Below are 18,130 nucleotides of genomic sequence, written 5' to 3'. Positions count from 1 at the left end.
CTTCTCTACCGTGGTGGCCTGTCGAAAATGGCCGGGGAGGGCGCGGATGGCAGTTTGGGTGCGACTATTCGGGCGCACGACCATCGAACTCGACGGCGTCATCACGCCGCTTCCACCCACCACCGCGACCGTATTGATCCGACTGTTGCTGGCGGCCGGCGAGCCGTTGACGGTCGACGAGTTGTTTCGCGATGTCTGGGCGCCCCGGAGCGGGCCGGTCGAGAGGCCGGGAAAGATATTCGTCCAGAAACGGATCCTCGAACTACGGAAGCTCCTCGACCCGCTCCGCCCCGGCGAGCGGTCCGAGATCCTACGCACGGAGCGTGGCCGGACGTCCGCCTACCGCCTGGTCCTCGACCCGGACCAGGTCGACGTCTTCCGGTTCCGCCGGCTCGTCCACGGCTCGCACCACGCCGACCCGGCGACCGCGATCGACACCCTCAACGACGCGCTCGGGCTCTGGTCCGGACGCCCGCTCTTCGACGCGGAGAGCTTCCCCTTCGCGCGGCGGACCATCGAGCAGCTCAGGGAGGCCAGGGAGGCCGCCGAACGCGCCCTGCTGCGCGCCTACCGCGACATCGGGATGTGGGACCGGGCGTTCGAGTTCGGGCAGGGCCTGCTGGCCGAGCGGCCCGACGACGCCGCCCTCGCCGAGCTGATGGACCGCATCCGGCGCGAGGCCCAGGCACTGCCCCGCAACGTCGTCCAGCGGGTCTTCACCTCGCCGCGCACCACCGTGCGGATCCTGACCGGCGACCTGTTCGGTCAGGAGGACGCGCATCTCGTGGTCGGTTTCAGCGACACCTTCGACACCTCGACCACGGGCGATATCGTGATCAACAGCGACAGCGTGCAGGGGCAGTTGCTGCGACGCGAATACGGTGGCGACCGCGCGTGGCTGGATCGGGAGCTTCGGCGGGCGCTCGCCGACGCGCCGAAGGTGGCCACGGAGTCTCGGGCGGCCAAACGCCGGGGCAAGCTGATCCGCTATCCCGTCGGGACGGTGGCCGTGCTCCGCCAGCCCCGCCGACGGATCTTCGGCGTCGCGTACAGCCGGATGGGCAACGACCTCGTCGCCGAGTCCAGCCTCGCGGAGCTGCGGGTCAGCCTGGACCGGGTGTGGGACGCCGCCGAGCGGCACGGGCAGCTCGGCGTCCTCGCCATGCCGCTGATCGGCTCGGGTCTGGCCCGGCTCCCACGGGTCGGCCGGGAGGAGCTAATCAAGATCATCATCCGGTCCTACCTCGACCGGTCCCGGCAGCGGTCGTTCTGCCCGGAGTTGCGGATCGTGCTCCGGCCGGCCGACGTCAGCCAGGTCGACATCCTCGACGTGGCGGCCTTCCTCCGCCAGCTGTGAGCCCGCGCCGGGCCGGGACGCCGACCGGGCGCCGTCGCGCGCCTGCCCGGCACGGGCCCGCCGGCCGCACCGTGCCGGGCGGTCCGGGTCACGACCGGGCGTGCCGGTGGTACGCCTCCAGCCCGGCGAAGCGCCCAGGGGCCAGCCAGTCCGATCCCGTGTCGTCCACCGCGCAGCCCGCCTGCCGCAGCCTGGAGGCGATCTTGCGCTGGCAGTCGGGGCTGTCGGTGAGCCGAATGAAGTTGAGCCCCCCGAGGTCGGCCACCGGCCGGGTCTCCCCCACCTGAATCACCAGGGTCCGATCCGGATAGGTCGCCAACGCCATGCCCAGCTCCAGCAACACGTTGGGGCGGGCCTGCAGGCCGGGCTGGGCCTCGACGCTGGTGTCGGCGGGCAGCCTCAGATCCGGATGGAGGCTCACCTGGTCCTCGGGGGTCAGCAACACGACCGCCGCCTGCGCGTGGGTGACCCCCCAGCCCACCACGTCCCGCAGGTAGGGTGCGGTGCTTCCGGTCGCGGTGACCAGCGGCTCCCACTCCATCGGACGCAGGTCCAGCGCGCGGAGGAAGTCGAACATCCGGTCGCGGACCTGGTTGTCGCGGCCGTGCACGACGAAGACGCGGCGGGACACCTCGGGGCGGATGGCCGGGCCGCCCCTCGTCGCGGGGGCGGCCTCCCGGCCGGCGTCGGCGTGCCGACCGTATGCGCCGCTGCCCGCCTCCTCGGTTGCCACGGCCGGAGAGACGGGGGCCACGACGGCCGGTGGCGTCGGCGGCCCGGCTGCGGCCTGCAACGCGAGGCCGATCTCGCCGACCCGGCGCGCCCGCTCGGCGTCCACGGTCAGGTAGGCGTCGTCGTCGGCGAGCTGCTCCACGAACCACTCCGCCAGCGCGAGATCGTCGGCGAACGGACCGGGCCCGTCGGCGCGTGCTGCGCCGAGCCCCGGCACCCTGGTCATGTTCGCCGTCGCCACCTCCACCGTCCGGCGCATCTGCCGCAGCGCGGTGCTGGTCGACACCGCCGCCAGCTCCTCGGACCGGACCGCCGCCAGGTCGGCGCGGGCCGGCGGGCCGACCGGTGCCGCGCCGACCGTCGTCTCCGCGGCACCCAGCATCCGCCGCAGCTCGCCGGCCGTGGCAGCCGCCCCGCCCGCCCGGCCCTGCGGGTCACGGTCCCGCCGCCACACCCGGAGCTGATAGTGGATCTTGGATGCGTGCAGCAGGTAGCGGGCCAGCGGCGGGAGCCGTACCCCGCCGTCCGACCAGAGCCAGGCGCTGAGCGGACCCTGGTCCCGCTCTCCCCCGACGACCAGGAAGCGCCGCCGGACGCGCCCGTCCTGCCTCGCTGTCGTCTCCCAGACCACCAGCCCGTCGCCGACCGGGACGCCGCGCGACGGCCATCCGTCGTCCTCCTGCTCGGGGGGCAGGAACCGCGCCAACTGGCGGCCGAGCCGCTCGATGCCGGCCCCGTCCACCGGGACGACGCCCGCGACGACCGCCACGCAGAGCACCGCCTCACCCAGGGCCGCCCCGGACCGGCCCGCGGTGGCCAGTCGCCAGCGCCGGTCCAGGTCGGCCCACCAGAGCGCCGGCTCACCCGCCGCCGGATCGACGACGGCCCGGCCATCGGCGTCGACCACCCGCGGGGCCAGCGCCACCGACAGGCCGAGCACGTCGTGGCAGCGCCGCAGGATCGCCTGGTATCCGCTGTCGGGCAGTTCCTGCGCGGCGAGGGCGGCCTCCTCGGGCCCGCCCCGCCCCGCGGCCAGCGCCTCCGGCAGGTGGGCCGGCAGGTGGGTGCCGGGGATCGGGGCGGTCATCCCGAAGGAGCGTCGACAGGCGGACCACAGCTCGCGCAACTCCTCGCCGGCGGCCTCGGCCTGTGGGCCGTCGACCGGGAGGAAGCGGTGCACGACGAGCTGTTGCTCAACGACGGGATGGTCGGTCACCGGCGGCCCCTCCGGCGTGGCCGCCGGACGGCGGCGACAGCTGGTGCACGAGGCGATTGAGTCGATCACGAATCGGCGGCGGGACGGGTTGCGGCGTCGACGCCGCGCCTATCCGCGTGATGCGCACTTCCCCGGCCACTTCCAGGGTGTCGATCGACCGACGCAGAGCGGCGGCGTCCCCGCCGGCGAGGGCCTTCTCCGCGTCCTCGACCAGGCGGCCCACTTCCTGCCATTTCCCGTCGGTGAGCCGCCAACCCTGCGCTTCCCGCAGCATCGAGACCAGATCTCTGATCGTTCGTGGGTCGAGGCGCGCGGCGGACGCCTCCCGCTCTGGGCGATCCATCACGGCCCGATCCTAGTTCCGCTCCGCAGTGTCCAAGAAGGGCAGTGCGGATCGGGAAATCGAATCGATCGGCCCGCCGGGCGGGCGGCCCTCCCCCGAAGGCCGCCCGCCCCGTCACGCTATCGGCGGCTCCACTGCTGGTTGGTCTGGCCGGTGCACGTCCACAGCACGAGCTTCGTGCCGTTGGCGGTGCCCAGGTTGTACGGGTCCAGGCAGAGGCCGGACTGCACGCCGGTGATGGTGCCGTTGGAGTTGACGTTCCACTGCTGGTTCGCCCCGCCGTGGCAGTCGTAGATCGTGACCAGGGTGCCCGGCGAGGTGCCGTAGCCGGCCGCGTCGAGGCACTTGTTGCCGTAGACGGTCAGCGCCTTGCCGGACGTGTACGTCCACTGCTGGTTGGCGCCGCCATGGCAGTCCCACAGCTGCACCTGCGTGCCGTTGGTGGTGGTGGAGCCGGGGACGTCGACGCACCGCCCGGACAGGGTGCCCACGAGCGCGGTGCCCTGGCCGCTGCCGGTGCCCGGGTCACCGATGCTGCCCGGCACGGACTGCAACGCGGAATACCAGCGGGCGGCCATCTTGTCGTAGCCGCCGGCGGTGGGGTGGACGCCGTCGATCAGGTCGGCGGTGGTGAGGGCGCTCTGCATGTCGACCAGGCGCACCCGCTTGCCGGCGTTCACCTTGCTCTGCACGATGCCGGGGATCGCCGCGTTGAAGGTGCGCGCGGCCGCCGCCTGGTTGCTGTTGGACAGCGTGATGATCTGCGCGACGAACACCTCGGCGGTGGGCACCGTGTTGGTGATCTTGTCGATCAGGCTGGAGAGCCGGTTCGGCGCGGTGCTCACGTTGTAGTTCTGGAGGATGTCGTTGGTGCCGATGTGCAGCAGGACGCTCTTCGGCCGCTGGGTGTTCAGCCAGCCGACGACGTTCGCGTCGATCTGGTCGATGCGCCAGCCGGGGTGCCCCTGGTGGTCGTGGTCGCCCAGGCTCGCCGGCCCGTTGAACTGCGACCCGACGAAGTCGACCGTGTAGCGGCCGCCGGCGAGGCGCTGCCAGAGGCCGATGCGGTAGCCGCCCGGCACCTGGGTGCCCTCGGTGATCGAGTCGCCCAGCGGCATCACGCGTACCCCGCCGTTGGACTCCGCGCTGGCCGGGCCGGCCGGGGCGGCCAGCACCCCGGCGACCGCCACCCCGAACGCGGCGAGCGCCGCGAGCCACCTTGCCCTCGTTCGCATGTGTTTCTCCCTGGTCAAGACTTGTCGCTGGTCACGGGCTGGTGCAAGGTCGCCGCCGTCACGGGCTGGTGCAGGTCGGCGTCGGCGCGGGCGGCGTGCCGGAGCCGAGGAAGCCGAAGGTCGTCGAGCCGGCGGCGGCGAGCGACCCGTTGTAGGAGACGTTGCGCACGGTGGCGGTCGAGCCGCTGGTGCTCAGGGTGCCGTTCCAGACCTGGCTGATGCTCTGCCCGCCGCTGAGGTCCAGGCGGACGGTCCATCCGTTGATGGCGGCGCTGCCGGCGGTCACGGTGACCTCGCCCTGGAAGCCGCCGGACCACGAGCCGACGGTGCGGTAGGTCGCCGTGCAGGCGCCGCCCGCGGGCGGCGGGGTGGTCGTCGGCGGCGGGGGGCTCGTCGGCGGGCCCGTGGGCGGCGGCGTGCTGGTGGGCGGGGTGGTGGGCGGCGACGTCGGCAGGCCCGGCGGCACCAGCGGGCAGGTGGAGTTGTAGCGCGAGACGCCGGTGCTGTCGGCCAGCGGGCAGAGGAACTGCGTGTACCGCGTGTCGTTGTCCAGGAAGATCTTGAGCCAGGGGATCAGGATCCGCATCTCGGTGGGGTTCGGCCGGGTGAACGAGAGGTGGTCGTTGCCGGCCAGCTCCGCCCAGGCGTGCTCCACGGAGGCGGGCAGCGTGTTGTAGATGCCCTGCACGTACGACGGCGTGACCGTGCCGTCGTTCTGCCCGGAGATGAGCATCGTGGGCACCTTGGTGGTGGACATGTTCAGGCTGTTGCCGGGCGCGCCGGGCGCGAGGCCGACGGCGGTCTTCAGCGAGGGCCGGCGTAGCGCCGCCATGAGCGTCCCGGCCCCGCCCGCGGAGTGGCCCATGACGCTCAGCCGGTTGGGGTCGACCCGGTTGCGCACGGGGCTGGACTGGGTGAGGTAGTCCAGCGCCGCGAGCAGCTGGGTGGCGCGGGCGTCGGCCCCGTCGTTGCGGCTGTTGGTCTCGATGCCGAGCACCACGAACCCGAAGGACGCCAGCCAGGGCCCCATCCAGGCTTCCTCGTTGGCGAACAGCGCGGAATAGCCGGGGACGATCGCCACCGCGCCCCAGGTGCCCAGGCTGGTGTCGGTCGGGTAGTAGACGTACCCGCCGTTGAAGCCGTTGCCCGGCGGCACGGTCGCCTGCGTCGTGGCGAACGGGCCCCGGCTGGCGGCCACGCTGGCCAGGGTCGGGTCCGGGCCCCGCTGGTACGGGTTGTCGGCGGCCGACGCCGCGCGCGGCGCGGTCATCGCCATCGTCAGGCCGAGGACCAGCGCGAGCGCGGCCGTCAGCCACGTGACGATGCGCAGCCGGGGCGCGGATGGCGCGCGTCCCCTGACTTCCGGCGGCGAGGGCACGTCTGCTGGCAGCTCCACTGGTTCCTCCTTCGATCAGGCAAGGCCCGGACCCGGTGGAGGGCGTGCCCGTCCAGGCCGGCCCCGGGGCGATCTCCGGGTACGGGCATGGACCGCAGCCCCGACCGACGTGTCGGGCGAGCTCGCGATGTTATCGCTCACATTACGTCCGTGATTCATGTCGGTCAATTAATCCGCACGGTTTCGGCCGCTCGGGGCCCTGCCGTCAGCGCGACGTCGGCTCCGGGTGGGTCGCGCGCAGCGACGCCAGCAGCCGCAGCCGGTCCGCGTCGGGGCTGCCCGGCTCGGCGGTGAAGACCAGCATGACCGGGCCGGGGTGGCCCGGCAGCGGATACGTGTCCCAGTCCAGCACGATGTCGCCGACCTCCGGCACGCGGAAGGTCTTGGTGCCGCTGACCGATTCGCGCACGTCGTGCCGGGCCCACAGCCGCCGGAACTCGGCGCTGCGGATGCTCAGCTCGCCGACGACCGCGGTGGCGCGCGGGTGGGTGGGGTCGGCGGCGACGGCGACCCGCATCATGCCGATGTAGTCGAGGGCCTGGCGCTCCCAGTCCGGGCAGCTCCGTTGCCCGGTCAGCGTGTCGTCGAACATCAGCAGCAACATGTTGAGCCGCTCGGGCGGGTATCCGCCCGGGTCGCCGAGCAGCGCCTCGGCCATCGGGTTCCAGGCGAGCAGGTCGAGGTGCCGGCCGAGCACGACCGCCGGGGTGTCCAGCACCCGCAGCAGCCGCCGGGTGCCCTCCGGCACCCGCTCCGGGCCGTGGTCGGCGCGGGCGGGCACCGGCCGGCGGGCGGCGCGGGCCAGGGAGAACAGGTGCCGGCGTTCCTTGTCGTCGAGGCCGAGCGCGCCGGCGATCGCGGCCAGCACGTCGTCGGACGGGCGCACCTCGCGGCCCTGCTCCATCCGCTGGTAGTAGTCGGTGCTCAGTCCCGCCAGCAGGGCCACCTCCTCGCGGCGCAGCCCGGCCACCTTGCGCCGGCCGCCCGGCTCCAGGCCGACGTCGCGCGGGCGCAGCCGGCCGCGCCGGGCGCGCAGGAAGTCGCCCAGCTCGCGGGCGTACGGATGGCTCATGCTGCCAGTGTGGCGCGGCCCGGACCGCCGAGGGTAGGTCCGGCGAACCTAGGCAACCGGGAACGCCGGAGCCGGCCCGCACCGCGCCTAGCGTCTGCCGCACCGACGCTTCGAGGAGCCGCAGATGACCGCATGGACCGCCGACCACATCCCCGACCAGCACGGCCGGGTCGCCGTCGTGACCGGCGCGAACTCGGGCCTCGGCCTGGTCACCGCCACCGAGCTGGCCCGCCACGGCGCGCGCGTCGTGCTCGCCGTCCGCGACACCGCCGCCGGCCGGGAGGCCGCCCGCCGCATCGGCGGCGAGACCGAGGTACGCGAGCTGGACCTGGCCTCCCTCGCCTCCGTACGTGCCTTCGCGGCGAAGCTGGTCGCCGACCACCCGCGCATCGACCTGCTGGTCAACAACGCCGGAGCGGTGCTGCTCGGCCCCCGCCGCACCTCCGCCGACGGCTTCGAGCTGCACCTGGCCACCAACCTGCTGGGCCACTTCGCGCTGACCGGGCTGCTGCTGGACAGCCTGGCGGCGGCGCGGCAGGCCCGGGTGGTGAGCCTCAGCTCGCTCACCCACCGCACCGCGCGCCTGGACTTCGCCGACCTGATGTACGAGCGCGACTACCGGGGCTCCGCCGCCTACGGCCGGTCCAAGCTCGCCACCACGATCTTCGGCGTCGAGCTGGACCGGCGGCTGCGCGCCGCCGGGTCGCCGGTCGTCAGCGCGCTGGCCCACCCCGGGCTCAGTCGCACCAACCTGACCCCGCGCGCCTGGAAGCACCGGGGCCGGGCGGGGCGGGTGATCGCGCGGCTCGGCCTGCTGACCACCCAGTCGGTGGAGCAGGGGGCGCTGCCGCAGTTGCACGCGGCGACGGCGCCCGGCGTGCGGGGCGGCCAGTTCTTCGGGCCGTCCCGGCTGCGGGAGACGTGGGGGCCGGTCGCCGAGGCCCGGCTCAGCTCCGAGGCCGCCGACCCGGCGGCCGGCAGACGGCTCTGGGCGGCGGCCGAGGAGCTGACCGGCGTCAGCTACCCGGGGCGGTGATGCCGTCCAGGATGGCGGCCAGGTTGCGGTGGAAGGTCTCCTCGGCGTCGAGGTGCGCCCCGTCGACGACGAGCCGGGCGACGGTGGGATAGCGGCCGGTGGCCAGCATCCGGGTCAGGTAGGGCCCGTGGGCGGCCTGCCAGGCGGACACGTCGGTGCCGGTCGACCGGGCGGTGCGGCGCTCGGTGACCTCCCGGCGGAGCGCCCCGACGAGAAACGCGTTGAGGACGCCCAGGGCCCGTTGGAGGTGGTCGACGCCGCGCACGCCGGGGGCCCGGCTGAGCGCCGCCGCGTTCGCCTCGCCCACGGCGAGCGCGTGCGGGCCCAGGTGCGGTCGCGCGCCGAGCAGGTCGACGAACCACTCGTGCTCCAGGGCGGCGGCGCGGGTCCGGCGGGCGACGGCCAGCACCGTGTCGCGCCATCCGGGGTGCTGGCCGACCTCGGCGATCCGGGCATACACGGTGTCGACCATCAGGTCGAGCAGCTCGGATCTGTTGATCACGTAGTCGTAGAGGCGCATCGGGCCGACGCCGAGCTCCTTGGCGATCTTGCGGACCGACAGCCCGTCCAGGCCGTCCGCGTCGGCGATCCGGATCGCCGCGGCGGCGATCTTCGCCCGGCTCAGCGCCACCGAGGCCGCCCGGGGCTGAGGCTCGGGCCGTTCCCAAACGGGCAACGGCACGCTACCGTACGGTGTATCCATAGAATACAGCGTACGGTAAGGGGGCTGGCGATGCGAGTGGCCATAGTCGGTGGCGGCATGGGCGGCCTCACGTTGGCCCGGATCCTGCACCACCGGCACGGCATCGACGCGACGGTCCACGAACGCGACGCCGGCCGATCCGCGCGGGCCCAGGGCGGGTCGCTCGACCTGCATCCGGAGTCCGGGCAACGGGCGCTGGCCGACGCGAGTCTCGCCACGCGCTTCCGCTCGGCCGCGCGGCCGGAGGGCGAGGAACACCGCATCCTCGACCCGGCCGGGCGCACCCTCGTCCACCACCGGCCGCCGCCCGGCTCGTTCTCCGGACGCCCCGAGATCGACCGCAGCGTGCTGCGTGACCTGCTGCTCGACTCGCTCCCCGGCGACACGGTGGCCTGGCGGCACCGGCTCGTCGCGGCGACGCCCCGACCCGCCGGAGGGTTCGACCTGGCCTTCGCCGACGGCCACCGCGCCGGCTGCGACGTCCTCGTCGGCGCGGACGGCGCACGCTCGGTCGTCCGGCCGCTGCTGACCGACGCGCGGCTGTCCCACGTGGCCACCGTCGTGGAGCTGGGCATCAGCGACGCCGAGCGCCGCCACCCCGGCATCGCCGAGCTGGTCGGCCCGGGAAACCTCTGGTGCGTCGGCGCGAACCGGGTCCTGTCGGCACAGCGCCTCGGCGACGGCAGCATCCGGGTCGGCATCTCCCTGCGCGCGGACGACCGCCCCCTGACCCACTACCGCAGCAGGCGCACGCTGCTGGAGCTGTTCGACGGCTGGCACCCCCGGCTCACCGCGCTCATCGAGGCGAGCGACGGCCCACCGCTGCCGCGCCGCATCGAGACGATGCCCGCCGACGCCCGCTGGGCCCACCGGCCGGGCGTCACCCTCGTCGGCGACGCCGCGCACCTCATGCCACCGGTCGGCGAGGGCGCCAACCAGGCCATGCTGGACGCGGCCGAGCTCGCCGCCGCGCTCGCCGCCGACCCCGCCGACCCCGACGCGGCGATCCGGGCGTACGAGGAGGCGATGTTCGCCAGGATCCGGCCGATCGCCGAGATGTCCGCCCGGGTCCAGGCGATGATGCTGTCCCCCACGGCAGCCGACGACCTCGTCCGCTTCTTCACCCCACGACGCACCGAGCCCGCCCCCGCCACCTGACCCGCACTTCCTGACCTGCCGGCGAGCTGCTCCTCACCGAGTCCGGCCGTCGCCGGGCGCGACGTCGTCGTAGCCCTCCCTGCGCAACCCCGAGCGGTAGGCACGATCCAGCGCCAGCCGCATCAACCGCGTCGCCCCCGGGATCGCTCCGACCGCCTTCAACAGGAACGCGGGCGGGCCGCCCCGGGAGGTGGCCGCGTTGGCGGTGAGGTGTTCGCCCGCCAGCGCCATCAGGTCCGGCACCGTGCCGCGCGCGACGTGCGTGTCGCCAGCCCACATCCGGGAGCGGGCGATCGGGTCGTTGCCGGTCACCTCGGCGTGCTCGACGTCGACGACCAACGCCGCGTGTGGGGGCGTCCCGCGCAGCGCCATCGTCTCCAGCAGGGCCGGATCGTCGGTGATCGCGCCCCGGCCACGCAGGTGCAGCACGCCGTTGCGGCCGGGGACGAGCGCGGCGAGCGAGAGCCGGTCGTCCTCCAGCAGGTTGTGGAACGCGTCGGCGCGTCTGTTGCCCCTGCGGTCCGGGATGACGAGCGTTCGGCCGTCCAGGATGCGCGCCACCGCCTGCCGGTCCCCGCGCGGGCTCGTGTCGCTCCCGCCCCGGGCGTCCCAGGTGGACAGGGCGAGGAACCGCGCGGCGGCCAAGAACCCGGCGACGCCGGGCTGGCACAGGGGCCCGTCCCCAGCGACCACGACGGCCGGCGCGGACGGGGCGAGCGGCGTTGGCGGCTCGGGCGGGGCGGGCGACTCGGCCAGGGTAGGCGACTCGGCCGGGCCGGGCGGCTGCCACAGCCGGGACCGGAGGATGGCCTGCGCGCAGTGGACCCAGACCTCCTTGACGTCGACGGTCGTCGCCGCGCTCCTGCGGGCAGCCGCCGCGCCGTTGACGCGCAGGACCTCCCCGACGCCCGGCAGCAGGAAGAAGAACGAGACGGGGCCGCGCGGTTCGCCCGGCTCCGGCAGGGAGAACGAGACCCGCGTGGGCGATTGGACGCGGACGAACCCCGGCGTGCCGCCGACGAAGGTCGTCCGGCTGACGCCGTGGGCGTCCCGGTAGCCGAAGGCCGCGACCGGGCACCGGGCGAGGAGGGCGCGGCAGCCCTCGTCGAGGGCGTCGACCTGCTTGAGCATGACCATCGCCGCCGGGCGGCCGACGACCGCCTCCACCTCGTCCGCCGTCGTCAGCCGGTGGGGGGTGACAGCACCGTCTGTCCCTCGCATGGGAAGGTCCTCTCGGGCGGGGGCGGGGCGGCCCGGGTGCCGGGGCAGCCGTCGGATCAAGGCTCGTCTCCGCACGGCCGACCCGCCATGGTCAAGGGCTGCCGTTTTCGCAGCTCATGACACTATTGTGAGCAACAGCTCAGGTCCTTGGCTACTCGCTTTTCCGTCCTGGAAGGAGCCTGCGGATGGCCGCCGCCGACCGTCGTCTTCAGCCACGTCGCACGCCCCGGCAGGTGCGCGCCGAGCTCACCCGCAAGCGGATCCTCGCCGCCGCTGCTCACATCTTCGCCGAGCACGGCTACGCCGCCGGCACCACCAACCGCATCGCCGAGCACGCCCGCGTCTCCATCGGCTCGCTCTACCAGTACTTCCCGAACAAGGACGCCATCCTCGCCGCGCTGCTGGTGCAGCACATCGACCGCGGCGTCTGGACGCAGGCCGACCAGCTCGACCTGTCCGCCGGGAGCCTGAAGGCGCTGGTGCGGGCGCTGGTCCGCGACGCGATCGACCACCACGACGACGACCCCCAGTTGCTCCGCATCATGATCGAAGAGGCGCCCGCGTCAAAGGAGCTGCGCGACGCGATCGACCGGCACGGACGGACCCGCGTCGCCCAGGTGCGCGACCTCCTCGCCCGGCACCCGGACGTCACGGTCCGGGACCTCGACACCGCCGCCGAGCTGATCACCTTCACCGTGGAGATCAACACCCACCGGCTCATGGCCGGCCCCCGGGCCACCCCGGTCGAGACGCTCGAAACCGAGCTGGTCGACATGATCACTCGCTATCTCCGCGGCGACCGACAGCCGTAGCTGCGCCGGCACGGCACTGCGCGGCGGCCGGGGAGCCGACCGGCGTCACCCGCCGGTGAACTCCGGGGCGTGATCGGTGGCCCACTGGCGGAAGGCGCGCGCCGGCCTGCCGAGCAGGTCGGCCACGGTGGAGGTGACGTACGCCGGGCGTCCCGTCGCGGCCCGCCACGCGGCCAGGAGCATGTCCACGGCCGGGCGCGCGGCCTCCGGGGCGGCGCGTCGGAACTCGTCGGGTGGCATCTCCTCGAACGTGAGCCGGCGGCCCAGCGCTTCGCCGACGATGCGCACCTGGTCGGCCTGGGTGAGCGACTCGGGGCCGGTCAGGACGTGGTCGCCGCCGACGTGCCCGTCGTCGCGCAGGATCCGCGCGACGACCTCGGCCACGTCGCGGTCGTCGACGGGGGCGGTCTCGGCCGCGCCGCACGGCCACCGGACCACGCCGTCGCCCCGGATCGCGGCGGCCCACCACGACAGGGCGTTCGACGCGAACATGCCCGGCCGGACGATCGTCGCGTCGAGCCCGGCGGCTGCGATGAGCTGCTCGTTCCCGGCGTGCAGCGCCGCCATCGGGTTGGGCTGCTGGAAGAACGGGTGTGGGGTCCGGTGCGGCGCGGACAGGTAGACGACCCGTGGCGCGTGGGCGGCCAGCCGGTCGACGACGGCCGGCGCGGTCTGCGGCGGGGCGGTCCAGACCAGGAAGACCGCGCCGACGCCGGGCAGCGCGGCGTCGAGCGACCCGGGCACGGTGAGGTCGCCGGTGACGACCTCGACGCCGGCGGGCAGCGTCGCCGCCGCGTCCGCCCGCCGCACGAGGGCGCGGACCGGCACGCCCGCCCCGGTCAGCAGGTCGACCACGGCGCGGCCGATGCGCCCGGTCGCCCTGGTGACCAGCACCGGCGGCCCTTCGGCGGGCTTCACGTCAGCAAGCTGTCCCATGCCTCCATCCGATCGTTACCAAGTCACAAACGCAACTCGGTAACAAAGGTTACGCTGGCGCGGTGAGCGAGCCGGTCGGCCTGCGGGCCCGCAAGAAGGCACGAACCCGGGACGCGATCGCCGACGCGGCGATCTCGCTGTTCCTGGCGCGCGGGTTCGACCAGGTGTCCGTGTCCGACATCGCCGCGGCGGCCGAGGTGTCGAAACCCACCCTGTTCCGCTACTTCCCCACCAAGGAAGACCTCGTCCTGCACCGCTTCGCCGACCACAACGGCGAGGCAGCACGCGTCGTCCGCGACCGCCGCCCCGGCACCGCGCCGATCGCGGCCCTGCACCAGCACTTCCGCGCCGGCCTCGACCGCTTCGATCCCGTCACCGGCCTCAACGACCACCCCGAGGTGGTGGCGTTCCACCGGCTGGTGTTCGGCACCCCGAGCCTCGCGGGGCGGCTCCTGCAATACCTGCGCGACGACGAGGACGCCCTGGCCGCCGCCCTCGACCCCGGCGTCCGGGGCCGACTGCTGGCCGCCCAGGTGATCGCCGTGCAACGCGTGCTCGCCCGCGCCAACTGGCAGAAGATCGCCGCCGGGCGCACCGCACGCGACGTACACCCGGAAGCTGCCGCCGACGCGGACCTGGCCTTCGCCCAGTTGGCCCGCGCCACAAACCACCTCTAACCCCCCCCCGCGCCACCCTCCCCGCACCGCCCTCCCCCCAGCCGCGTCGATCTTGCACTTTCGGCCCCTCAGAAGCCCGCTTCGCCCCTTTTTCCGGGGCCACAACTGCAAGATCGCCGGTCAGTCACCCCGAGGGCGGCGGTGAGCCGCACTGCCGTGGCCGGGCGTGCGGGGCGCGTACGGCGGCAACGCCCCCTCCACGCCCTCGGTCCGCCCCGCCACCTCCGCGGGCCGGGCATCGCGGCCCGGCAGCACCGCCGCCTCGATCCGCTACACGGCGGCGACCTCGTGCAGGGTCGACACCCTGTCCAGGGACCGGACGCCCCGCTCGGCCTTGTCCACCCGACTCGCGCCAGGGCGGCCAGGACGGCGTTACCCCGTTACCGCAGCCGTACGGCGAGGCCGAGTCCGATGCCGGAGGCGGCGCCGACGATGAGGATGGTGGTGCCGCTGTTTTTCCTCCGCCCGGTGCCGTTCAGTGTCCGGTGGAGTAGAGGTTGATGAGGTTGCCGTCGGGGTCGCGCAGCAGCATCGATCGGTAGCCCCACGGTTGGGTGGTGGGTTCCTGGACCCAGTCGGTGACCTGCTCGCTCAGGCGGGCGCGTTCGGCGTCCACGTCGTCGACCTCGAATTCCAGGATCGCGGATCGGTTGGCGGCGGCTTCGGCCGCGAAGCTGTTGTGACGCGTGACCGCCGCGCTGGCGGCCAGCGCGATGATGCTGCCGTCGGTGTGCAGTTCGGCGTAGTCGTCGGGTCCGAAGGGAGTCACCGGCGCGGTGTCGGTGAGCGCGGAGTAGAAAGCGGTCAGGGCGGGCAGATCGTCAGTGATGAGGCGGACCGAGGCGAGCTTCATGGCGTTCTCCTGGCTGCTTTCGGCGGGCCGGACCGTCCGGTCCCGAGAAACAGTACGCTACCGTAGCGTAGCGTTTCTCGGATGCAGAGATAGGGAGATCACCACGTGGACCGATCCGGGGACGCCGTCGATGTCCGAGTCCAGCGGTCCAAGGCGGCGGTGCTGGCCAAGACGTACGAGCTGCTGACGTCCGGTGGCATCGGCGGTGTCAGCATCGACGAGGTGTCGCGCCGCTCGGGGGTGGCCAAGACCACGATCTATCGCCACTGGCCGTCGCGGGCCGCGCTGCTGGTCGAGGCATGCTCGACCATCGGGTCGGCGCCTCCGGTTCCCGACACCGGCAGCTTCGGCGCCGATCTCGCCGCGCTGACCGGGGAGCTGGCCGAGCAGCTACGCAGCGCCCGCTGGGCGGCGGTCCTGCCCTCCATCGTGGATGCCGCCGAGCGCGAGCCGGAGCTGGCCGGGCTCCATGCGGATCTGCACGCCCGCTTGATGGCTCCATTCGGTGCGGTGACCGAACGCGCGCGAGCCCGGGGCGAACTCGCCCCAGACAGGGAACCGGCCGATGTCACCGCCGCCATCGCCGGCCCGCTGTTCTACCGCCGCTGGTTCTCCCGCGAACCACTCGACGCCGCATTCGTCCAGCGCGTCGTCGAAGACGCCCTCGGCCACCTCAGCGTCCAGCCCCACTCGACCTGAAAGGCACAACTGCAAGATCGCCGGTCATCCAGCGTCGTCGGCCCGGCGCGGGGCGTCCCCGTCGGGTCCCGGAGGCTGGGCTGGCGGGCACCACAGGTGCACCTGGGTCGCGGCGCGGAGGACATCGCGGGCGGCGGCGGCCGGCGGGCAGTCCGCCGTGCGGCAGATCGGGCAGCGGCCGTCGGGCCCGGGTCCGTGCTCGCGCAGGACCCAGCGGGCGGTGAGGATCAGCCGGTTGCGGATCTGCGCCAGGGACAGGAACGGCGCGGTCATCCTCAGGTCACCCCGAGCCCGGCGGCGAGCCGAACGACCGTGGCCGGGGCGTGCGGGTCGCGGGCGACCTGGGCCACGATGTCGCGGGCGGCGGGGCGGTGGCGCACCTCCGCCGGCGCGACGCGCTCGGCCTCGACCAGCGTGCGGGCGGCGCCGGCCGGGTCGTCGGCATGCAGGTAGGCGCGGGCGGCATCCAGCAGGTGCGCCGCCCGGTGCTCGGCGGGCAACCACCGCCACCCGTCGCGCGCGATGCTCTTCTCGTGCCAGGTGACGGCGTCGTGGGCGTGGCCGAGGTCGAGGGCGGCGGCCACCCGGGCCAGGTCCACGGCGGTCGGCCCGAACGCGGTGCGATGGTGGTCGTGGCCGTCGCCGACCCGGGCGGCCATGCCGGCGGCCTCGTCGAGCAGATCGGCGACCGTGCGGTCGTCGCCGTGCCGGGCCGCCGCGAGGGCGGCCTGCACCAGCAACGCCCCGCACAACGACAACTCCGCCGGTGACGCGTCGTCGGGGTCGGGCGGGGCGATCCGGTACGCGGCGGCCAGCGCCGTCGACAACGCCGCCCGCACCCGCCCCGAGGCGCGCAACACCTGGCCGAGCTGCACCGTGGCGGCAGCCACCAGCACCGGATCGCCCGTCGCGGTGAGCATCGCCCGGTCGGCGGCCAGCCAGGCAAGCTCCGCCTCGCCCAGCTTCACCAGCAGCGACGCGGTCAGCCGGTACGCCTCCACCACCGTCGCCCGACCCCGCCCCGGATCGTCGGCGTGGGCGCGCTGCGCGCCGGCCAGCAGCTCCGGCAGCAGCTCGGCCACCCGCGGATACCGGGCGTGCTGGAAGGTGATCCAGGCATGCCCGACATCCCGCGCCACCCGGTCCGCCGGCACCCCCGGGCAGCCGACCACCGGGCGTCCCACCGCCATGTCGTACGTCGACAGCGCCTCCCGGATCCGCTCCACGCCCTCGATCCGCCCGGTCACCTCGGCGGGCCGGGCGTCGCGGCCCAGCAACACCGCCGCCTCGATCCGCAGCACGGCGGCGATGTCGTACAGGGTCGACACCCTGTCCAGGGACCGGACACCCCGCTCGACCTTGTCCACCCAGCTCTTCGACTTGCCCAACCGATCGGCGAACACCTGCTGCGACAACCTCCGCCGCCCCCGCCAGTACGCCACCCGCCGGCCCACCGGCAACGACTCAAGACTGTCCACGACGCCACCGCCGGTCGGGTACGGCCTTGGTGGTCTCCTCGGCCGGTATCCGTTCGGCCTCGGCCTGCGCGAGGAGTCGTTGCTTGGCGGCCTCGTGCTCGGCCGCCTGGATCTGCTCGCCCCGACTCTGCGCCGGATCCCGCTTCTCACCGTGCACCTGCTTCTCCTTGGGAATGCTCATCGGGTCCAGCCGAGGAATCGTTGGTACAGCTGACCGGCGGGGACATGGGGCAGGTCCTGGACGGCGTCGACGAGTTGAGCGGCCAGGTAGAAGGCCAGCGACACCGGGGCGCGGGCGAACTCCGCTCGCAACTCCTGTCGGCGCTCATGACACGGCCAGTCGGCGCTGCAACCGCCGCAAGTCCAGCCCGGCGTGACCGGGAGGTGTGTGGTCATCGCGGTGCCTCCCGTCCGGCCGGCTGACTGGATGGTCGGGCATCTGGGCGGCTCTGCTTCGATGGCCAGTGGGCTCGATTGGTCGGGACCGGTGTGCGGCGTAGCAGGGCAGCTCGCTTCCGCATCGGCAGACGGCCCGCCATTGCTTCCATGACCAGACCGGCCGATGCCGTCTCGCCAGGGCGAGCGCGACGGCTGCCAGGTACTCCTCGTACGAGACGCGAGGCACGCGTTCTCCCCTCGTTGCGCTGACGGGGCGGGGCGTTGCCCTGACTTCCAGGGTCAACACTGCAGCTCATGTCACCGTAACGACGTAGGACTGTAGATACAATAGGTTGTAGAAATGTTGGACACATAGCGTCCCTCTCGTGATCGACCCGAGTGCGGATCGTGCCGTGTTCCGGCAGCTCGCAGACCTCCTGCGAGACCGGATCACGTCTGGCGCCCTCGCGCCCGGCGCCCCACTGCCCAGCGAGCTGCGGATGGCTCAGGAGTATGGGCTGAGCCGCACGAGCGTCCGACAGGCGGTAGCGCTACTGCGGTCGGAAGGGCTCGTGATCGTGCAACCACCGCGCGGTACGTTCGTTCGCGCCGCCGAGCCGACCGAGACGGTGACGCTCCTCAAGGGCGACACGGCCACCGCCCGGATGCCCACGCCCGCCGAGCGACGCGAACTGGAGATGGGCGAGGGCATTCCGGTCATCGTGATCTTCCGCGCCGACGGCTCCCACGAGCTACACGCCGCTGACCGCATCCGCGTCGGAAGGTAAGCGGCGGCCCCCTCACAACGACCCATACCTCTTGACCCCC

20 protein-coding genes are annotated in these 18,130 nt (G+C 73.6%); 7 read left to right on the top strand and 13 right to left on the bottom strand.

Annotated elements, in window-relative coordinates:
• The first annotated feature begins 46 nt into the window (after positions 1 to 46).
• Positions 47 to 1,357 carry a macro domain-containing protein gene (locus O7633_RS30210; RefSeq protein ID WP_282324812.1) on the top strand — a complete coding sequence of 437 codons (1,311 nt, stop codon included), beginning with the start codon at positions 47 to 49 and terminating at the stop codon, positions 1,355 to 1,357.
• An 88-nt stretch (positions 1,358 to 1,445) separates the two neighbouring features.
• On the opposite strand, the gene O7633_RS30205 is transcribed toward O7633_RS30210, so the two are convergent.
• The 5 genes from O7633_RS30205 to O7633_RS30185 form a co-directional block, all read right to left on the bottom strand.
• Entirely contained in the window at positions 1,446 to 3,305 is a 1,860-nt protein-coding gene (locus O7633_RS30205) for a CATRA conflict system CASPASE/TPR repeat-associated protein (RefSeq protein ID WP_282324811.1), read from the bottom strand.
• Positions 3,283 to 3,648: a CATRA system-associated protein gene (locus O7633_RS30200; protein ID WP_282324810.1), complete on the bottom strand. Its 366-nt coding sequence runs from the start codon at positions 3,646 to 3,648 to the stop codon at positions 3,283 to 3,285. The genes O7633_RS30205 and O7633_RS30200 overlap by 23 nt, the downstream gene beginning before the upstream one ends.
• Positions 3,649 to 3,767: 119 nt before the next feature.
• A complete protein-coding gene (locus O7633_RS30195; RefSeq protein WP_282324809.1) occupies positions 3,768 to 4,883 on the bottom strand; it encodes a ricin-type beta-trefoil lectin domain protein in 1,116 nt (371 codons plus the stop codon).
• 58 nt (positions 4,884 to 4,941) lie between these two features.
• Positions 4,942 to 6,159 (bottom strand): cellulose binding domain-containing protein, encoded by a 1,218-nt coding sequence (locus O7633_RS30190; RefSeq protein ID WP_282328685.1) that lies wholly within the window; start codon positions 6,157 to 6,159, stop codon positions 4,942 to 4,944.
• A 325-nt stretch (positions 6,160 to 6,484) separates the two neighbouring features.
• Positions 6,485 to 7,351 carry a helix-turn-helix transcriptional regulator gene (locus O7633_RS30185; RefSeq protein WP_282324808.1) on the bottom strand — a complete coding sequence of 289 codons (867 nt, stop codon included), beginning with the start codon at positions 7,349 to 7,351 and terminating at the stop codon, positions 6,485 to 6,487.
• Between the two features lie 124 nt (positions 7,352 to 7,475).
• On the opposite strand from O7633_RS30185, the gene O7633_RS30180 reads away from it, so the two are divergent.
• Positions 7,476 to 8,387 carry an oxidoreductase gene (locus O7633_RS30180; protein WP_282324807.1) on the top strand — a complete coding sequence of 304 codons (912 nt, stop codon included), beginning with the start codon at positions 7,476 to 7,478 and terminating at the stop codon, positions 8,385 to 8,387.
• Here O7633_RS30180 and O7633_RS30175 read toward each other — a convergent pair.
• Positions 8,368 to 9,069, bottom strand: a complete 702-nt coding sequence (locus O7633_RS30175) for a TetR/AcrR family transcriptional regulator C-terminal domain-containing protein (protein WP_282324806.1) — start codon at positions 9,067 to 9,069, stop codon at positions 8,368 to 8,370. The genes O7633_RS30180 and O7633_RS30175 overlap by 20 nt on opposite strands.
• A gap of 51 nt (positions 9,070 to 9,120) precedes the next feature.
• Here O7633_RS30175 and O7633_RS30170 point away from each other — a divergent pair, with 51 nt between their 5' ends.
• Positions 9,121 to 10,248, top strand: coding sequence for an FAD-dependent monooxygenase (locus O7633_RS30170; protein ID WP_282324805.1), 1,128 nt, complete (start codon positions 9,121 to 9,123; stop codon positions 10,246 to 10,248).
• A gap of 33 nt (positions 10,249 to 10,281) precedes the next feature.
• On the opposite strand, the gene O7633_RS30165 is transcribed toward O7633_RS30170, so the two are convergent.
• Entirely contained in the window at positions 10,282 to 11,469 is a 1,188-nt protein-coding gene (locus tag O7633_RS30165; protein WP_282324804.1) for a pyridoxamine 5'-phosphate oxidase family protein, read from the bottom strand.
• Positions 11,470 to 11,654: 185 nt separating this feature from the next.
• On the opposite strand from O7633_RS30165, the gene O7633_RS30160 reads away from it, so the two are divergent.
• Entirely contained in the window at positions 11,655 to 12,281 is a 627-nt protein-coding gene (locus O7633_RS30160; RefSeq protein WP_074478987.1) for a TetR/AcrR family transcriptional regulator, read from the top strand.
• A 45-nt stretch (positions 12,282 to 12,326) separates the two neighbouring features.
• On the opposite strand, the gene O7633_RS30155 is transcribed toward O7633_RS30160, so the two are convergent.
• Positions 12,327 to 13,217, bottom strand: a complete 891-nt coding sequence (locus O7633_RS30155; protein ID WP_282324803.1) for an NAD(P)H-binding protein — start codon at positions 13,215 to 13,217, stop codon at positions 12,327 to 12,329.
• Positions 13,218 to 13,279: 62 nt separating this feature from the next.
• On the opposite strand from O7633_RS30155, the gene O7633_RS30150 reads away from it, so the two are divergent.
• On the top strand, positions 13,280 to 13,894 hold the full coding sequence (locus tag O7633_RS30150; protein WP_282324802.1) for a TetR family transcriptional regulator: 615 nt from the start codon (positions 13,280 to 13,282) through the stop codon (positions 13,892 to 13,894).
• A 475-nt stretch (positions 13,895 to 14,369) separates the two neighbouring features.
• Here the strand turns inward: O7633_RS30150 and O7633_RS30145 are convergent, their stop codons facing one another.
• Positions 14,370 to 14,747 (bottom strand): VOC family protein, encoded by a 378-nt coding sequence (locus O7633_RS30145; protein ID WP_282324801.1) that lies wholly within the window; start codon positions 14,745 to 14,747, stop codon positions 14,370 to 14,372.
• Positions 14,748 to 14,852: 105 nt separating this feature from the next.
• Between O7633_RS30145 and O7633_RS30140 the strand changes: the two genes are divergently transcribed.
• Positions 14,853 to 15,446: a TetR/AcrR family transcriptional regulator gene (locus tag O7633_RS30140; RefSeq protein WP_282324800.1), complete on the top strand. Its 594-nt coding sequence runs from the start codon at positions 14,853 to 14,855 to the stop codon at positions 15,444 to 15,446.
• Between the two features lie 24 nt (positions 15,447 to 15,470).
• Here O7633_RS30140 and O7633_RS30135 read toward each other — a convergent pair whose 3' ends face one another.
• Genes O7633_RS30135 through O7633_RS30120 form a run of 4 tightly spaced genes read right to left on the bottom strand, consistent with a single transcriptional unit; the run spans position 15,471 to position 17,236 of the window.
• Entirely contained in the window at positions 15,471 to 15,719 is a 249-nt protein-coding gene (locus tag O7633_RS30135; protein WP_282324799.1) for a hypothetical protein, read from the bottom strand.
• A 2-nt stretch (positions 15,720 to 15,721) separates the two neighbouring features.
• The gene (locus O7633_RS30130; RefSeq protein WP_282324798.1) at positions 15,722 to 16,924 is read right to left on the bottom strand and encodes a helix-turn-helix domain-containing protein; all 1,203 of its coding nucleotides are present in this window, start codon (positions 16,922 to 16,924) and stop codon (positions 15,722 to 15,724) included.
• Positions 16,911 to 17,105 carry a hypothetical protein gene (locus O7633_RS30125; protein ID WP_282324797.1) on the bottom strand — a complete coding sequence of 65 codons (195 nt, stop codon included), beginning with the start codon at positions 17,103 to 17,105 and terminating at the stop codon, positions 16,911 to 16,913. Before O7633_RS30125 ends, O7633_RS30130 begins: the two co-directional genes overlap by 14 nt.
• The gene (locus O7633_RS30120; protein WP_282324796.1) at positions 17,102 to 17,236 is read right to left on the bottom strand and encodes a hypothetical protein; all 135 of its coding nucleotides are present in this window, start codon (positions 17,234 to 17,236) and stop codon (positions 17,102 to 17,104) included. The genes O7633_RS30125 and O7633_RS30120 overlap by 4 nt, the downstream gene beginning before the upstream one ends.
• Positions 17,237 to 17,688: 452 nt before the next feature.
• Between O7633_RS30120 and O7633_RS30115 the strand changes: the two genes are divergently transcribed.
• Positions 17,689 to 18,090, top strand: a complete 402-nt coding sequence (locus O7633_RS30115; RefSeq protein WP_282324795.1) for a winged helix-turn-helix domain-containing protein — start codon at positions 17,689 to 17,691, stop codon at positions 18,088 to 18,090.
• The last annotated feature ends 40 nt before the right edge of the window (positions 18,091 to 18,130 follow it).

This window comes from Micromonospora sp. WMMD712, assembly GCF_029581295.1.
Taxonomy (GTDB): domain Bacteria; phylum Actinomycetota; class Actinomycetes; order Mycobacteriales; family Micromonosporaceae; genus Micromonospora; species Micromonospora carbonacea.
This window is presented reverse-complemented; position numbering and strand designations above follow the sequence as displayed.

Excerpts from the sequence above, each read along its gene's own strand:
- O7633_RS30125 (WP_282324797.1), bottom strand. The coding sequence starts at position 17,105 with ATGAGCATTCCCAAGGAGAAGCAGGTGCACGGTGAGAAGCGGGATCCG.
- O7633_RS30190 (WP_282328685.1), bottom strand. The coding sequence starts at position 6,159 with ATGGCGATGACCGCGCCGCGCGCGGCGTCGGCCGCCGACAACCCGTAC.
- O7633_RS30165 (WP_282324804.1), bottom strand. The coding sequence starts at position 11,469 with ATGCGAGGGACAGACGGTGCTGTCACCCCCCACCGGCTGACGACGGCG.
- O7633_RS30200 (WP_282324810.1), bottom strand. The coding sequence starts at position 3,648 with ATGGATCGCCCAGAGCGGGAGGCGTCCGCCGCGCGCCTCGACCCACGA.
- O7633_RS30170 (WP_282324805.1), top strand. The coding sequence starts at position 9,121 with ATGCGAGTGGCCATAGTCGGTGGCGGCATGGGCGGCCTCACGTTGGCC.
- O7633_RS30160 (WP_074478987.1), top strand. The coding sequence starts at position 11,655 with ATGGCCGCCGCCGACCGTCGTCTTCAGCCACGTCGCACGCCCCGGCAG.
- O7633_RS30195 (WP_282324809.1), bottom strand. The coding sequence starts at position 4,883 with ATGCGAACGAGGGCAAGGTGGCTCGCGGCGCTCGCCGCGTTCGGGGTG.
- O7633_RS30180 (WP_282324807.1), top strand. The coding sequence starts at position 7,476 with ATGACCGCATGGACCGCCGACCACATCCCCGACCAGCACGGCCGGGTC.
- O7633_RS30185 (WP_282324808.1), bottom strand. The coding sequence starts at position 7,351 with ATGAGCCATCCGTACGCCCGCGAGCTGGGCGACTTCCTGCGCGCCCGG.
- O7633_RS30135 (WP_282324799.1), bottom strand. The coding sequence starts at position 15,719 with ATGACCGCGCCGTTCCTGTCCCTGGCGCAGATCCGCAACCGGCTGATC.
- O7633_RS30145 (WP_282324801.1), bottom strand. The coding sequence starts at position 14,747 with ATGAAGCTCGCCTCGGTCCGCCTCATCACTGACGATCTGCCCGCCCTG.
- O7633_RS30155 (WP_282324803.1), bottom strand. The coding sequence starts at position 13,217 with ATGGGACAGCTTGCTGACGTGAAGCCCGCCGAAGGGCCGCCGGTGCTG.
- O7633_RS30210 (WP_282324812.1), top strand. The coding sequence starts at position 47 with ATGGCAGTTTGGGTGCGACTATTCGGGCGCACGACCATCGAACTCGAC.